This is a genomic window from Paraburkholderia humisilvae (assembly GCF_902859855.1).
GTDB lineage: Bacteria > Pseudomonadota > Gammaproteobacteria > Burkholderiales > Burkholderiaceae > Paraburkholderia > Paraburkholderia humisilvae.
On record NZ_CADIKH010000014.1, the window covers coordinates 104,478 to 118,222 of the forward strand.

The 13,745-nt window shown below is 64.8% G+C and carries 15 protein-coding genes; all 15 read left to right on the forward strand.

All coding sequences use genetic code 11. From position 1 onward, the window contains the following. Positions 1-46 precede the first annotated feature (46 nt). The 15 genes from HV796_RS16590 to HV796_RS16660 all read left to right on the forward strand — a co-directional run bounded on the left by HV796_RS16590 (position 47) and on the right by HV796_RS16660 (position 13,741). Complete coding sequence (locus tag HV796_RS16590) at positions 47-319, forward strand: hypothetical protein (protein WP_217477925.1); 273 nt, start codon at positions 47-49, stop codon at positions 317-319. A gap of 1 nt (position 320) precedes the next feature. After that, positions 321-1,787: a phage portal protein gene (locus HV796_RS16595; RefSeq protein ID WP_246355897.1), complete on the forward strand. Its 1,467-nt coding sequence runs from the start codon at positions 321-323 to the stop codon at positions 1,785-1,787. 23 nt (positions 1,788-1,810) lie between these two features. Next, on the forward strand, positions 1,811-2,581 hold the full coding sequence (locus tag HV796_RS16600) for a hypothetical protein (protein WP_217477926.1): 771 nt from the start codon (positions 1,811-1,813) through the stop codon (positions 2,579-2,581). Then, complete coding sequence (locus HV796_RS16605; RefSeq protein ID WP_175227598.1) at positions 2,578-2,895, forward strand: head-tail connector protein; 318 nt, start codon at positions 2,578-2,580, stop codon at positions 2,893-2,895. Before HV796_RS16600 ends, HV796_RS16605 begins: the two co-directional genes overlap by 4 nt. After that, a complete protein-coding gene (locus HV796_RS16610; protein ID WP_175227599.1) occupies positions 2,892-3,290 on the forward strand; it encodes a phage head closure protein in 399 nt (132 codons plus the stop codon). The genes HV796_RS16605 and HV796_RS16610 overlap by 4 nt, the downstream gene beginning before the upstream one ends. Next, positions 3,287-3,790 carry an HK97-gp10 family putative phage morphogenesis protein gene (locus HV796_RS16615; protein ID WP_175227600.1) on the forward strand — a complete coding sequence of 168 codons (504 nt, stop codon included), beginning with the start codon at positions 3,287-3,289 and terminating at the stop codon, positions 3,788-3,790. The genes HV796_RS16610 and HV796_RS16615 overlap by 4 nt, the downstream gene beginning before the upstream one ends. Next, a complete protein-coding gene (gp17, locus tag HV796_RS16620; RefSeq protein WP_175227601.1) occupies positions 3,787-4,146 on the forward strand; it encodes a tail completion protein gp17 in 360 nt (119 codons plus the stop codon). Before HV796_RS16615 ends, gp17 begins: the two co-directional genes overlap by 4 nt. Continuing rightward, positions 4,143-5,345 carry a phage tail tube protein gene (locus tag HV796_RS16625; protein ID WP_175227602.1) on the forward strand — a complete coding sequence of 401 codons (1,203 nt, stop codon included), beginning with the start codon at positions 4,143-4,145 and terminating at the stop codon, positions 5,343-5,345. Before gp17 ends, HV796_RS16625 begins: the two co-directional genes overlap by 4 nt. 10 nt (positions 5,346-5,355) lie before the next feature. Then, on the forward strand, positions 5,356-5,688 hold the full coding sequence (locus HV796_RS16630; protein ID WP_175227603.1) for a hypothetical protein: 333 nt from the start codon (positions 5,356-5,358) through the stop codon (positions 5,686-5,688). Between the two features lie 192 nt (positions 5,689-5,880). Next, positions 5,881-7,971: a phage tail tape measure protein gene (locus tag HV796_RS16635; protein ID WP_175227604.1), complete on the forward strand. Its 2,091-nt coding sequence runs from the start codon at positions 5,881-5,883 to the stop codon at positions 7,969-7,971. After that, a complete protein-coding gene (locus HV796_RS16640) occupies positions 7,968-8,378 on the forward strand; it encodes a phage tail protein (RefSeq protein ID WP_175227605.1) in 411 nt (136 codons plus the stop codon). Before HV796_RS16635 ends, HV796_RS16640 begins: the two co-directional genes overlap by 4 nt. Further along, on the forward strand, positions 8,375-9,073 hold the full coding sequence (locus HV796_RS16645) for a phage minor tail protein L (RefSeq protein ID WP_175227606.1): 699 nt from the start codon (positions 8,375-8,377) through the stop codon (positions 9,071-9,073). The genes HV796_RS16640 and HV796_RS16645 overlap by 4 nt, the downstream gene beginning before the upstream one ends. Before the next feature lie 11 nt (positions 9,074-9,084). After that, on the forward strand, positions 9,085-9,861 hold the full coding sequence (locus HV796_RS16650; protein WP_175227607.1) for a C40 family peptidase: 777 nt from the start codon (positions 9,085-9,087) through the stop codon (positions 9,859-9,861). Next, on the forward strand, positions 9,861-10,421 hold the full coding sequence (locus tag HV796_RS16655; RefSeq protein WP_175227608.1) for a tail assembly protein: 561 nt from the start codon (positions 9,861-9,863) through the stop codon (positions 10,419-10,421). The genes HV796_RS16650 and HV796_RS16655 overlap by 1 nt, the downstream gene beginning before the upstream one ends. After that, positions 10,421-13,741, forward strand: coding sequence for a TipJ family phage tail tip protein (locus tag HV796_RS16660; RefSeq protein ID WP_175227609.1), 3,321 nt, complete (start codon positions 10,421-10,423; stop codon positions 13,739-13,741). Before HV796_RS16655 ends, HV796_RS16660 begins: the two co-directional genes overlap by 1 nt. Positions 13,742-13,745 lie beyond the last annotated feature (4 nt).

Genomic DNA, 13,745 nt, shown 5'->3' on the forward strand with positions numbered 1-13,745 from the left:
GTGGACCCTTCGCGGGTCCGCCCGTTTTCATAAGGAGCGCACCACCATGAAGATGATCGCGACAAAGAGCTTCACCTATGCCGGGAAGTCGCGCAGGCCGGGAGACGAGTTTGACGTGGCCGATCGCGATGTGAAGCTGCTCGCGGCGGTCAAACGGGCCAAGCCGGCGCCGCAGTCGCCGCCACCCGCAAAGCCGGTGAAAAAACGCGACATGACACCCGAGCAGCCCGACACTCCGCAGGCCGATGAAGGCAAGCCGCGCAAGGGCCGTTATCGCCGCCGCGACGTGCGTGCCGAAGACGACGCGACGGAGGAATGACATGCGCATCTTCGGCCTTCAGATCACGCGGGCCGCGCCGCGCGCCGCTGTCGCGCAACACGCGTCGCCGGTCAGCGCATGGGGCGGCAACGGTGGCTGGTGGCCGTTGATCGTCCGCGAACCCTTCTCGGGCGCGTGGCAGCAGAACCGTGAACTCGCGCCCGAGACGACGCTCGCCTATTACGCGGTCTATGCGTGTGTGACGCTGATCAGCGCGGACATTGGCAAGCTGCAGATCAACCTCATGCAGCGCGACCCCTCCGATATCTGGAGCAAGGCGCAGTCGCCCGCGTTCTCGCCGGTGCTGCAGAAGCCGAACACTTACCAGACGCACATCCAGTTCATCGAGAACTGGATCATGTCGAAGCTCACGCGCGGCAACGCGTATGTGCTCAAGGAGCGCGACCAGCGTGGCGTCGTGATCGCGCTGTACGTGCTCGATCCTTCACGCGTGACGGTGCTGGTGGCCGACGATGGCTCGGTCTATTACCGGCTGAACAGCGACAAGCTCGCAGGCATCCCCGACGACGATATCGCGGTGCCCGCCAGCGAGATCATCCATGACCGGATGAACTGCCTGTTCCATCCGCTGGTGGGGACCTCGCCGCTTTTCGCCTGCGCACTCGCGGCACGGCAGGGCCTCGCGATCCAGAACAACAGCGCGTCGTTTTTCGAGAACGGTGCGCAACCGGGCGGCATCCTCGTCGCGCCCGGTGCGATCAGCGATGAAACCGCGAAGCGCCTCAAGGACAAGTGGGAAGAGAACTTCGGTGGTGTGAATCGCGGTCGGCTCGCGGTGCTCGGTGACGGTCTGAAGTACGAGGCCCTCACGATGAACGCGGTCGATGCGCAGCTGATCGAGCAGCAGAAGATGACTGCCGAGATCGTCTGCTCGGTGTTTCATGTGCCCCAATACATGGTCGGTGTGGGCACCGCGCCCACTTATAACAACATCGAGGCGCTGTCGCAGAACTACTACTCGCAGTGCCTGCAGGCGTTGATCGAGTCGCTGGAACTGTGTCTCGATGAAGGGCTGACGCTGCCGAAGGACTATCGCACCGAACTCGACCTCGACGGCCTGCTGCGCATGGATACAGCAGCGCTGATCAAGACGCTGACCGAAGGCGTCGGCGGCGGCATCGTTGCACCGAACGAGGCGCGCAGAAAGATCAACCTCAAGCCGGTCAAGGGTGGCGCGACGCCATACCTGCAGCAGCAGAACTACTCGCTGGCGGCACTGGCCGAGCGCGATGCAAACGAGCCCTTCTCGAAGCCCGCGCCGACGCCCACGCCCGCGCCCGATGATCCTTCCGCCGAACCTGCTGCCGGTCCTCCTGCCGATCTGAACGCGACGCAGGCTCCAGAGGGCAAGGGCCTCGATGCATTGACCATCGAGCGTGAAGCGCAGCGGCTGATGGCCGACGCCATTGCCGAAGCAAAACGTTCAGGAGTGCGCGAGCCATGCTGACCAGAGACGATATCGCCGCACTCGTGCGCGGCCTGCTGCCTTCCGTCATGGATTACGCCAACGGGCTGGTCGACACGATCACCGCTCGCGTGAAGGCCCTCGAAGAACGCCAGCCCGAACGCGGCATCGATGGCAAGGATGGCATCGATGGTCGTGATGGCAAGGACGGCGATGCCGGTCGCGATGGCGTCGACGGCAAGGACGGCATCAACGGGATCGACGGCACGCACGGCGGCGACGGCGAGAACGGTCACGATGGTGTGGATGCCAAGGATGGCCGGGACGGACGCGACGGACGCGACGGCATTGATGGCAAGGACGGTCGCGACGGCATCGATGGGCGCGATGCGTCCGACCTCGATGTGCTGCCCGCGATCGACTTTGGCAAGGTCTATGGGCGCGGCACGCTCGCCAGTCACCGGGGCGGATTGTGGCGTGCCTTCACGAACACCGATGGCGAGCGTGGCTGGGCCTGCATTGTGGATGGAGTGGACGGTATCGCGATCGAGGCCGAAGAGCGTGGCTTTGTGATCAGCATCACGCGCTCCACCTGTGCGGTGCAGACATTCCGCTGCGCGCTGCCGGTGCTGATCTATTGCGGTGTGTACGAGTACGGACGCCGCTATGACGCGGGCGACGTGGTCACCTTCGGCGGCTCGCTCTGGCATTGCAACGCGGCAACAGGTGCGAAGCCCGACGAGCACACCGACGACGCGGTGAAGCCGTGGACGCTCGCCGTCAAGCGCGGGCGCGATGGCAAGGACGCTCGCCTTTCTCAAGGAGAGCACGCATGAGCACGCCCGCATACGAAATCGTCTCGATCGACGACGCGAAGAAGTGGATGCGCGTCGACGGCACGGCGATGGAAGCCGACATTGAACTCGCGCTCGCTGGTGCGACGGCTTCCGTCTACGCGTATCTCAAGCGGCCCGCGCCGTACTCGGAGTCGGACCCCGCACCCGCCAATGTCGTGCAGGCGATCGTCCTGCTGGCGGGCATGTTCATTCGTGATCCTGATATCGCGGACGCATCGTCATGGCAGGCGGGTTATCTGCCCGCGCCGATCGTCTCGATCCTGTATCCGCTTCGCGACCCGGCGCTCTCATGATCAGGCAAAGCGGCATCAAGGCTGGTCCGCTGAACCAGCGCATCACGATCCAGCGGCCTGTGGTCAGGGTCGACCCGGCCTCGGGCGAGCCGCTGGTCGACGCATGGGAGGACTTGCCGGTGGACCCGGTGGTGTGGGCCGCGATCGAGACATTGAAGGGCATGGAGTACCTCGCATCCGCCGAGTTCCGTGCGGGCGTGACCACGCGCATCCGCGTGCGCTGGCGCGACGACCTCACCTCGGCCATGCGCGTGCTGTTCCGCTTGATGAAGGGCGACGTGCTGGTGCGCGAGACGGTGTACGAAATCCAGTCGGTGCTTCTGCAGTACCAGTCGATGTCCGAGGTGCATCTGATGTGCGCCGATGGCGTGATCACCGAGGGAGGTCAACCGTGAAGATCGATCTGGAGGTCAAGGGCCTCAAGGAGGTCGAGCAGTTCCTCAAGACGCTGCCCGACGAGGTGTCGCGAAAGATGCTCTATGGCGCGCTCATGGGTGGAGCGAAACCGATCATGGATCAGGCGAAGCAGAACGTGGTCGCCAACTTCGGCAACTCGGCGCGATTCACGCACACGCTCGCAGAGTCGTTGGTGCGCGGTCGCACCCGCAAGACGGGCCTCGCCGCCCGCGTGGACGTGAAGATCAGGAAGGGAAAGACGAAGGACCGGATGGTCAAGGCAGGCGTCATCAAGCCGCACGGCGACGATGCGTTCTATGGCCGGTTCCTCGAGTTCGGCACCTCGAAGATGCCCGCCTACCCTTTCCTCAAGCCCGCCGCCGATGCGAAGGCGGGCGAGTCGATCAAACGCTTCAACGACACGCTCATGAAGCGCATGGCGAAGTGGTGCAAGGAGAACGGTGTGGTCTACCGCTCGCCGGGAGGCATGACATCGTGACCGGCGACGAACTCTTCGCGCTGCTCGATCAGGCGCTGCCCGGTCGCGTGTTCAAGACGCTCGCACCGCAGGGCACGTCCGAGCCGTATGTGATCTATGCGCTCACCTCGGGCATGCCGCGCAACACGATGTGCGGCAGCGCCCACGCCGCGCAGATGAGTTACCGCGTGGACTCGTATGCAAAGACGCAGCGTGACGCGCTGGGCGTAATCGATGCGATCGGCGCGCTGGTCGATGCTTGCGAAGGCGATCCGATCATCGAGAACCGGCAGGACATGTACGAGCAGGACACGCGCATCCACCGCGTGAGTGTGGTCCTTTCAACTTGGCAGCTTGACGACGAGGTGCAGACATGAAGAAGGCAATCAGCGCGCAGAAAACGCGCATGTATCTGGAGAACCTTGATGCGCCCGCCGCTGCGACGGGCCTGCTCAGAGGTGGCTCGAAGTCCAAACCTTGCGTCGTGCAGTTCGATGACGCGACGAAGCTGCGCAGCGGCGCGGCGATCTTCATCATCGGCAGCGGATGGTCGAGCATCGATCTGAAGTCGTGGGTCGTGCAGAACATCAACCTCGATTCGAAGACCGCCGAACTCGCCAACAGCGACACGAGCGCCGAGACCGAGACCTTCGGTGCGAACGCGGCATGGCTGCTGCGCTCGTACATCGACGTCTGTGCGGTGTCCTATCAGATCAACCAGAACGCCGCCGCAGATATCGACACGACGACGCTCTGCGACGATGAAAAGACTTCGCTGGTGGGCTTCGGTGACCCCGGCACGCTGACGTTCGACTTCTTCATCGATCCCACCGACCCGGACTATCAGGAGCTTCGCGACGCGCAGAAGGATGGCAGGACGCGCATGTTCGAGATCGTCTACCGGAACAAGGCCACGCGCACGCTGCCGGTGATCGTGCAGTCGGTCAACGAGTCGGGTGGCGTCGATCAGGCCGTGCAGGGTTCGGCCACGCTGAAGATCACCGGCCCCGATGTGCTCACGATGCCGCCCGGGCAGACGACCGATAACTATGTGCTGATCCCGGTGCTCGCGCCAGTCACAGGTCAGACGCCGCTCGACGTGACGCTCACGCTCAACGAGGCAGGCGGCGCTGCGAGCAAGTATGCGATCGACTGGAAGGACGGCGGCTCCGTCGAGCAGGCGACGACCAAGGTGATCTCCCACACCTACATCAAGGCAGGCAGTTTCACGCCGTCCGTGATCGCCACAGTCGCCGGGTCGCTCACGGCACCGTTCAAGGCGCAGACGACCGCCGTGGTCTCGGCCCCGCCCTATGCGCTGACGGTCGACGTTGCGCCGCTCGCGGGTGTTGCGCCGCTCGCGGTCACGCTCACGCTCGACGAGACGAATGGCGAGGCCGACTTCTTCGACGTCGATTGGGGTGACGGTGGCGCTTCCGAGCGAGTGTCGGACCTCACCGCACCCCACACGTATGCGGCGGCGGGCAGCTTCACCGTGTCGGTTGCGCCGACGATCGCTGGCGTGGCAGGCTCGCCGGTCGCAGCGGCTGCGCCTGTCGTGCCGACTGCTGCATAAGGGGCATGCCATGAACGATCGGCTACCAGCTACGCAGCGCGAGAAGCTCTTCGTCGTGCAGCCGAAGGAGACGGTGGTGGAGACGGACTCCTTCGGCGCGGTCACGCTGCGCGCGATGAACGTGCGGCGCTTCCGCGAGCTATCGCAGAAGCTCACCGACGACCGGCCCGAGGACTTCGGCTACGACCTGCTGTGCGAGATGGCGCGCGGCCCGAACGGCGAGCGCTTCACGCCGTCCGCGATCGCGGGCCTGCCCGCGCATGTACTGCCCGACCTGCGCAAGCTGGTCGACGCGACGGTGCTGCTCTGTGGTCACAAGCCCGCCGATGCAAAAAAAGACTGACCGACCCGGTAACGCGCCTCGTCTTTGCGGTGGCCTCGCACCTGCACATGACGGCCGGGGAAGTTGAAGCGCGCATGGATTCGGACGAGCTTTTCATGTGGGCGAACGTTCTCTTCGGATGGGGCAACGTACCGGGCGATGACGCCGAGGTGCTCGCCGTCGAGGATGAAATAGCAGCGTGGAGGTAAGGCAATGGCATCCGCTGGTTCGCTGATCTTCGAGCTTGCCGCTGACGTGGCGCACTTGCGTCAGGACATGGCGAAGGCGAACGACACGATCACATCCTCGCTCAAGGGCATATCGAACTCGGTGGCAGGCATCGCTGTGCTACAGGGCGCGCAGTTCGCCATGAGCTTCGCGCGTGGCTTCGCAGACAAGGTGAAGCAATCCATCGACGAGATGGACGCGCTCGGCAAGCTGGCACAGCGCATCGGCACCAGCACGGCTGAACTCTCCGCGCTGTCCTACGCCGGTGAGTTCGCGGGCGTGTCGCTCGACGATCTGTCGACCGCGTTCAAGGGGCTAAACAAGTCGCTTCTCGAAGCGCGCGATCCGTTGAGCGATAGCGCCGCCGCATTCAAGGCGCTCGGCCTGAACGCAGACGAGTTGCGCAAGATGGACCCGGGCAAGGCGTTCGAAGAAATCGCAGGCGTCTTTCCGAAGTTCGCGGACGGAGCCGAGAAGGCCGCGGTGGCGACGCAACTGTTCGGCAAGCAGGGTCAGGCATTGATCCCGTTGCTCAACGGAGGCAAGGAAGGCATCGAGGCGATGCGCAAAGAGGCCGAGGATATGGGCCTCATCGTGTCGAGCACGACCGCGCAGGCGATGGGTGATCTGAACGACGACCTCACGCGCATCAGCAACCTCGGCAAAGGTGCCGCCGCTGTGATGGCAACGGAGATGCAGCCCGCGATCTCCGAGGTCGTGAAAATCCTCAAGGAAGCCGCGACCGAGGGCACCGTATGGAATGGCGTGCTCGACGGGATCGTCGGCACCGCGAAGATCGCCATGCAGGTGATCATCGGTCTGACGGGCACGCTCTCCGCGTTCGCGAAGCTCGCCTCCGCAGTCGGGCAGGCGCTCAATCAGGAGGCGTCCTTCGAGGGCATGAAGAACGCCGCGAAGATCGTCTCGGACGCGTGGAACACGGCGCGCGACGATCTCACGAAGGTGCATGACGCGCAGGTGCGCATCGGCAAGTCGGCCTCCGAATCCGAGAAGGCTGCGAAGGCCCAGGCCGATGCATACCGGTCGATCGACTCGCGGCCCGTTGTGCAGTTCACCGCGAACCTCGATGCGAACGCAAAGGCCGCGAAGAGCGCGAAGAAGGAGGTCGACGAGTACGGGAACATGCTCAGGTCGTTGCAGGACCAGTACCGCGCCGCGCAGGCGAACGGCGACGAGATGCTCATGCTTCTCACCGATCCGAAGTTCGCGAAGTTCACTACCGAGCAGCAGCGCAACCTGACCGACCTCAAGCAGGCCACGCTCGATCTGACTGCCGCCAACGAAGCCGCGAAGCAGGCCGAAGAAGATCTGCAGAAGGTTCGCGACGACGCTGACAAGGCCGAGATCGCGCGTGTCGAAGGGCTGCGCACGCTGGCCGACAGCACGCTCGATGCGCTCGATCCGACGCGCGAGTACGTGCGCACGATGACCGACCTCGTCGCCGCGCAGCAGGCCGGGTTCCTGTCGACCGAGCAGCTTGCCGCCGCACAGGAACTGCAGGCGAAGAAGCTGCAGGAGGCGATCGACAAGACCGATCCGATGAAGGAGCAGCTGAAGTCGCTGCAACAGGCGGTCGAAGGCTTCGGCAAAAAGTCGAGCGACGCGCTGGTGGACTTCATCTTTTCGACCAAGGACGCGAGCGTCAGCTTCTCCGAGATGGTGACCGCGATGCTCAAGGACATCGCGAAACTGCTCGTCTACAAAAACGTGTTCGAACCGCTTGTCGGCAGCATCAATAACAGCGGCTGGACGGGCGCGCTCGCTTCGTTCTTCGAACGCCGCATGGCGGGTGGCCCGGTCTCGGCGGGCACGACCTATCGCGTCAACGAGACGCCGCTGCGCGGCGAGTACTTCACGCCGAACGTGCCCGGGCGCATCACGACCGGCGACCCCGGGGCGGGCGGCACCTCCATCGTCATCAACGTCAACTCCGACTCGGGGGCCGTGACCACCGATGGCGACGGCGCGAGAGCAGTCGAACTCGCCAAGCGCATCGCCATGATCGTCAAGCAGGTCATCGCCAACGAGAAACGGTCGGGAGGGCTGCTCGCATGATTACGACCACCTTCGACGAGTGGCTTGCGCGCTGGAAGCGCACCGGCCCCAAGGCCAGCGGCCTGATCTTCGACTGGTGCGTGAGCACCGCGCAGGCCGATGTCGAGCCGCGCGTGCGCATCGCGCAGTTCGGTGACGGCTATGCGCAGCGCCGTCCCGCAGGCATCAACACGCAGGACCAGATGTGGAGCGTGGGGCTGACCAACCTCACCGCCTCGAAGGCCGAGGCCGTGCTCGCGTTCCTCTCCGCGCGCAACGGCGTGGACGTGTTCAACTGGACGCCGCCCCGCACCGCCACCACGCTCGACGTGATCTGTCCTTCGTGGTCGTGGACCTATGGCGACATGCTCGTCGACGGCGAGCGCACGATGAACGTCAATGCCAAGTTCCAGCAGGTGCATGTATGAGCACGATCGCTGGGGTCGCGCAGTCGCTCAACCCGGGCGCGGTGATCGAGCTATACGTGCTCGACCTGTCGCGCTTCGGCGCTCAGACCGTCTACTTCCATCCCGGCACCAACGCGCTCGGCAGCGACGTGGTGTGGCAGGGCGTCACGTACCAGCGCTATCCCGTCACCGCGACCGGCTTCGAGATCAAGGGGCAAGGCACGCTGCCGCGCCCGAGGCTCGCGGTGTCGAACGTGACGGGCATCATCAGCGCGCTGTGCCGTCTGTATGGCGATATCGTCGGCGCGAAGGTGATCCGCAGGCGCACGCTGCTGCGCTATCTCGATGCGGTCAACTTCCCGGGCGGTGTGAATCCCGACGCGGACCCGCACGCGGCCTTCCCCGACGACCTGTTCTTCGTCAACCAGAAGACCCACGAGGACCCGCAGACCGTCGAGTTCGAACTCGCGGTCGCCTTCGACGTGCAGGGCGTGCAACTGCCCCGCCGCCAGATCATCCGCAACTCGTGTCCGTGGCGCTATCGCGGCGACGGCTGCGGCTACGCGGGCGGGCCGGTGGCCGACATCAACGACATCCCGACCGCCGATCCGAACAGGGATCAATGCGGCAAGCGGCTCGCGTCCTGCAAGATGCGCTTCGGCGCGGCGGGGTGGCTTCCGTTCGGTGCGTTCCCGGGCGCATCGGCCTATCGGTGAGGAGATACGGGATGAACACGCCGACGCCCGACTTCACTGCGGTGCTGCCGTTGATCCAGCTTCACGCGGACGCGCAGGCTCCGCGCGAGTGCTGCGGCCTTGTCGTGCGCAGGCCCGATGGCGCGCTGAAATACATGCCGTGCCGCAACCTCGCGCACGAGGCCGACCAGTTCACGATCGATCCCGCCGACGCAGCGCACGCCGAGGACGCGGGCGAGATCGTCGCGTATGCGCACTCGCACGTTTTCACACCGCCCACGCCCACCGATGCCGATCGCGCGTCGATGGCGCAGACGGGCCTGCCGTGGATCATCGTCAACCATCCGCTCGGCACCTTCACGGTCAACCAGCCGGTGCCATTTCTGGCACCTTTCCCGGGCCGCACGTTCGTGCATGGCGTGCATGACTGCTACGGCATCGTGCGCGACTGGTATGCCGTCGAACTCGGCATCACGCTCAACGACTATCCGAGGCAGTACGGCTGGTGGGATCGCGAGGACGGCCCCGACCTGTATCGCGAAAACTTCGGCCAGGAGGGCTTCGTCGTCGTGCATGAAGGCCCGCTCGATGCGGCGGCGCTCGGCGCGCTACACGCGCACGACCTGCTGCTCATGCGAATCCGCGCGAAGCGCGACAACCACATGGCGGTGTATGTGGGCGGCAATGTGATCCTCCACCACCTCGTCGACCAGCTATCGCGCCGCGAGGTCCTGCAGGAGTTCTACCAGCGCCGCACCAGCGCCGTGCTGCGGCATCGCTCGATGCTCGACCTCATGGAGGAAGCGTGATGCTGACGGTTCGTTTCTATGGCGACCTGCGTCGCCGCTTCGGACGCGAATGGACGCTCTCGGTGCGCAGCCCGCGCGAGGCGCTGCACGCGCTGATGACGCAGCTTCCCGGGCTGCGCGTCTATTTCCGCGAGCACGCCACGCGCCACTTCGTCGTGCGCGGCGAGCATCAGGACTACAACGAGGCCGACCTGCACTATCCGCTCGTGAAGGGCGTGCTCAAGGTGGTGCCGCTCGTGCAGGGTGCGGGCGCGTGGGGAAAGATCATCGCGGGCGCGGCGATCGCGGTGGTCGGCGTGTTCGTACCGGTGGTCGGCACCGCGATGATCAGCCTCGGCGTGTCGCTCGCGCTCTCCGGTGTTGCGCAACTGCTGGCTCCGCGTCCGAAGGGCACGGCCACGCCCGAGAAGGCCGACAACGAGCCGTCGCTTGCGTTCGATGGTGCGGTCAACACGATGGGACAAGGCGGCCCGGTGCCACTAGGCTATGGCCGGCTGCTGGTCGGCTCCGCGATCATCAGCGTGGGCTTCTCGACCAATAACGAGATCGTGGTGTCCTGATGGGCAAACGCGACCTCGTACCCATCACTGGTGCTGGCGGCGGCGGTGGCAAGGGCGGCGGTGGTGCTTCCCGCTCGCCCGTCGAGGCACCCGACTCGCTGCGCTCCACGCAGTATGCCCGCGTGATCAACCTGATCTGCGAGGGCGAGGTCGACGGCATTGTGGGCGATGCGCAGGGTATCTATGTCGACGACACGCCGCTCGCGAACCCGGACGGCTCGTGGAACTTCGTCGGTGCCGGGATCGAGTGGCGCTATGGCACCGCCTCGCAGGCACCGATCAGCGGCTTTTCCGCAACGGAGTCCGAATCGAGCGTGGGCGTCACGGTGACGGTCGATGCGCCTGTGATCCGCAGCGTGACGAACCCGAACCTGAACGCGGTGCGCGTGACGCTTGGCTTCCCGGCGCTGTCGAACACCGACACGACAACGGGGGACGTGACGGGCGTGACCGTGCAACTGGCGCTCGACGTGCAGAAGAACGGCGGCGGCTTCCAGCAGGTCTTTCTGGATACGGTCACCGGCAAGACGTCGAGCCGCTACCAGCGCAGCTATCGCCTCAACCTCGCGCGCTTCGGCACGGTCGGCGGCACCTACGATATCCGCGTGAGGCGCCTCACGCCCGACTCGACCACGCAGTACCTCGCCAACGCCTTCCAGTGGGAGACGATGACCGAGATCGTCGATTCGAACCTGATGTATCCGTACTCCGCGATCGTCGGCGTGCAGATCGATGCCTCGACGTTCCGCCAGATCCCGAAGCTGTCGTTCGATATCAAGATGCGCCGCGTGCAGGTGCCGACGAACTATGATCCCGTCGCGCGCACCTATAGCGGCACATGGGACGGCACCTTCAAGATCGCGTGGAGTGACAACCCGGCGTGGATTCTCTACGACCTCGCGACCACCGAGCGCTTCGGTCTCGGCGGGTATATCTCGCCCGCGATGATCGACAAATGGACGCTCTATACGATCGCGCAGTATTGCGACGGGCAGGTTCCCGATGGCATGGGCGGCTACGAGCCGCGCTACACGTGCAGCATCTATCTGCAGACCCGCGAGGATGCGATCACGCTGCTACAGCAGATCGCCGCGATCTTTAACGGCATGATCTTCTGGTCGGGCGGCATGCTGACGGTCAGCGCCGACATGCCTGCCGATCCGGTGATGGAGTACACCGCCGCCAACGTGGTGGACGGCATGTTCGTCTATCAGGGCACGCCGCTAAACCAGCGCCACACGGTGGCGCTCGTGACGTGGAACAACCGGGCAAACCGCTGCCAGCAGGAGATCGAGTACGTCGAGGACCGCGACGCGATCAACCAGTGGGGCATGCGCGAACTCGCGGTGACGGCGCTCGGCTGCACCTCGCGCGGGCAGGCGCACCGCGTGGGCCGCTGGATGCTGCTCACCGAGCAGATGCTCTCGGAGACGGTCTCCTTCAAGACGGGCATCAATGCGGCCTTCACGCGCCCCGGCGATATCTTCTACACCGCTGACGAGACGCGCGCAGGCTATCGCTCGGGCGGGCGCATCCTCGACGGCGACATTGACTGGCTGCAGCTTGACGCGGCATTCGCGTTCGACGCGCAGATCGTCTATAGCGTCGGCGTGCTGCTGCCCGATGGCTCGCTGCAGCGTGCGACGGTGCTCAACCCGGGCAGCGTGACCACCGACCAGATCAGGCTGCAGCAGCCGCTGCGGCTCGCGCCGAACCGCATGTGCGTGTGGTCGATCTCCGCGACGAACGCGGTCAATGAGCAGTGGCGCTGCATCGGCGTGACCGAGGACGAGGACGGCAATGTCGAGGTTCAGGGCGTCGCCTACCGGCCCGACAAGTTCGCGGCGATCGAGTCGGACCTCACGCTCGAACCGCTGCCGACCGGCATCATCGATCCATTCTCGATTGGCCCCTGCACCGAACTGACCATCACCGAGTCGAAGTATCAGATCAGCCCGGTGGTGGTGGGCGCGCGCGCAACCTTCTCATGGCTCGCGCCGATCGGCGCGGTGCGCTTTGCGGTGGCCTACCAGTTTGAGAGCGACTCGCCCGTCTATGTCGACGCCTTCATGTCGAGCATCGATATCCAGCCGACGCAGGAAGGCACGTGGACCTTCACCGTGTGGGCGATCAATGCGCTCGGCATCCGCAGCGTGCCCGCGACGGTCACTGTTGAACTGCTCGGCCTGAGTCAGCCTCCCGACGATGTGCGCGGCTTCCAGCTCGATATCTATAACGACGCGGCGAACCTGCAGTGGGTCCAGTCCGGCTCGCTCGATGTGATCGTCGGCGGCCAGGTGGTGATCCGCTTCTCGTCGCGCCTGTCGACCGAGGTCTCGTGGGAGGAAGCCAACGAGATCGCGCGCTTCGCGGGTGGCTCGACGAACGGCTTTGCGCCGCTCATGAAGGGCACCTACTTTGCCAAGTTCATGAACTCGTCGGAGAAGTACTCCGCGAACCCGGCCTATGTGATCAGCACGACCGGGCCGCTGCGCGATTACAACCTCGTCGAGGATATGGAACAGGACCCGACCTTCGCGGGCGAGAAGGTCTACACCGAAGTGCGCAATGGCGTGCTGTACCTGTCGCAGGATGCGCACGGCTATGCGAAGTCGACGACCGGCGCGTATTACTTCGACCATGTGATCGACCTCGGCAAGGTGTACACCGTGCGCTGCACGTCCTACGTCGAGGGTGCGGCCTATGACTTCTTCAACGATGTGGACACGTGGCCCGATTGGGACCTCGTGCTCGATGTGGACGGCACCAAGATCGACGAGGGTGGCGCGCTGGTGCTCGCCTCGCTGACCAACACCGATCCCACCACCGCCGTCGACGACGACTGGAGTCCCTACGTGCGGCTCGTCGCCTCGGACCTCACATTCCGAGCGGCGCGCTTCATGTGCGCGCTGCACGTGAAGGACAACACGCAGGGCATCGGCATCATCGACCTTGGCGTGACGGTCGATGTGCCCGACCGCATCGAAAGCCGCAATAACGTGCCCGTGGACGCGGCGGGCACGGTGATCACGTTTAGCGTGCCGTTCAAGGACACGCCTGCGATCGCGATCGTCGCGCAGGGTTTGCAGACGGGCGACAAGTGGCTGATCGACCAGCAGTCGGCAGAGGGTTTCCGCATCCGCTTTCAGGATTCGACGGGCGCGGGCATCGCCAAGACCAGCGACTGGATTGCGCGCGGCTATGGCTATGAGCATACCGATCTTGATGGTCTCGGTTACGCGAGACTGACCCGCTTCGACTCGCCGCTGCTTGCGACGATGCGCGGGCGTATTGGACCGAAGCGCCTCAAGGCGTTATAGCGAA

What these genes read in the sequence shown, in the direction of transcription:
- HV796_RS16590 (WP_217477925.1), top strand. Translation starts at nt 47, where the DNA reads ATGAAGATGATCGCGACAAAGAGCTTCACCTATGCCGGGAAGTCGCGC.
- HV796_RS16595 (WP_246355897.1), top strand. Translation starts at nt 321, where the DNA reads ATGCGCATCTTCGGCCTTCAGATCACGCGGGCCGCGCCGCGCGCCGCT.
- HV796_RS16605 (WP_175227598.1), top strand. Translation starts at nt 2,578, where the DNA reads ATGAGCACGCCCGCATACGAAATCGTCTCGATCGACGACGCGAAGAAG.
- HV796_RS16610 (WP_175227599.1), top strand. Translation starts at nt 2,892, where the DNA reads ATGATCAGGCAAAGCGGCATCAAGGCTGGTCCGCTGAACCAGCGCATC.
- HV796_RS16625 (WP_175227602.1), top strand. Translation starts at nt 4,143, where the DNA reads ATGAAGAAGGCAATCAGCGCGCAGAAAACGCGCATGTATCTGGAGAAC.
- HV796_RS16630 (WP_175227603.1), top strand. Translation starts at nt 5,356, where the DNA reads ATGAACGATCGGCTACCAGCTACGCAGCGCGAGAAGCTCTTCGTCGTG.
- HV796_RS16635 (WP_175227604.1), top strand. Translation starts at nt 5,881, where the DNA reads ATGGCATCCGCTGGTTCGCTGATCTTCGAGCTTGCCGCTGACGTGGCG.
- HV796_RS16640 (WP_175227605.1), top strand. Translation starts at nt 7,968, where the DNA reads ATGATTACGACCACCTTCGACGAGTGGCTTGCGCGCTGGAAGCGCACC.
- HV796_RS16645 (WP_175227606.1), top strand. Translation starts at nt 8,375, where the DNA reads ATGAGCACGATCGCTGGGGTCGCGCAGTCGCTCAACCCGGGCGCGGTG.
- HV796_RS16650 (WP_175227607.1), top strand. Translation starts at nt 9,085, where the DNA reads ATGAACACGCCGACGCCCGACTTCACTGCGGTGCTGCCGTTGATCCAG.
- HV796_RS16655 (WP_175227608.1), top strand. Translation starts at nt 9,861, where the DNA reads ATGCTGACGGTTCGTTTCTATGGCGACCTGCGTCGCCGCTTCGGACGC.
- HV796_RS16660 (WP_175227609.1), top strand. Translation starts at nt 10,421, where the DNA reads ATGGGCAAACGCGACCTCGTACCCATCACTGGTGCTGGCGGCGGCGGT.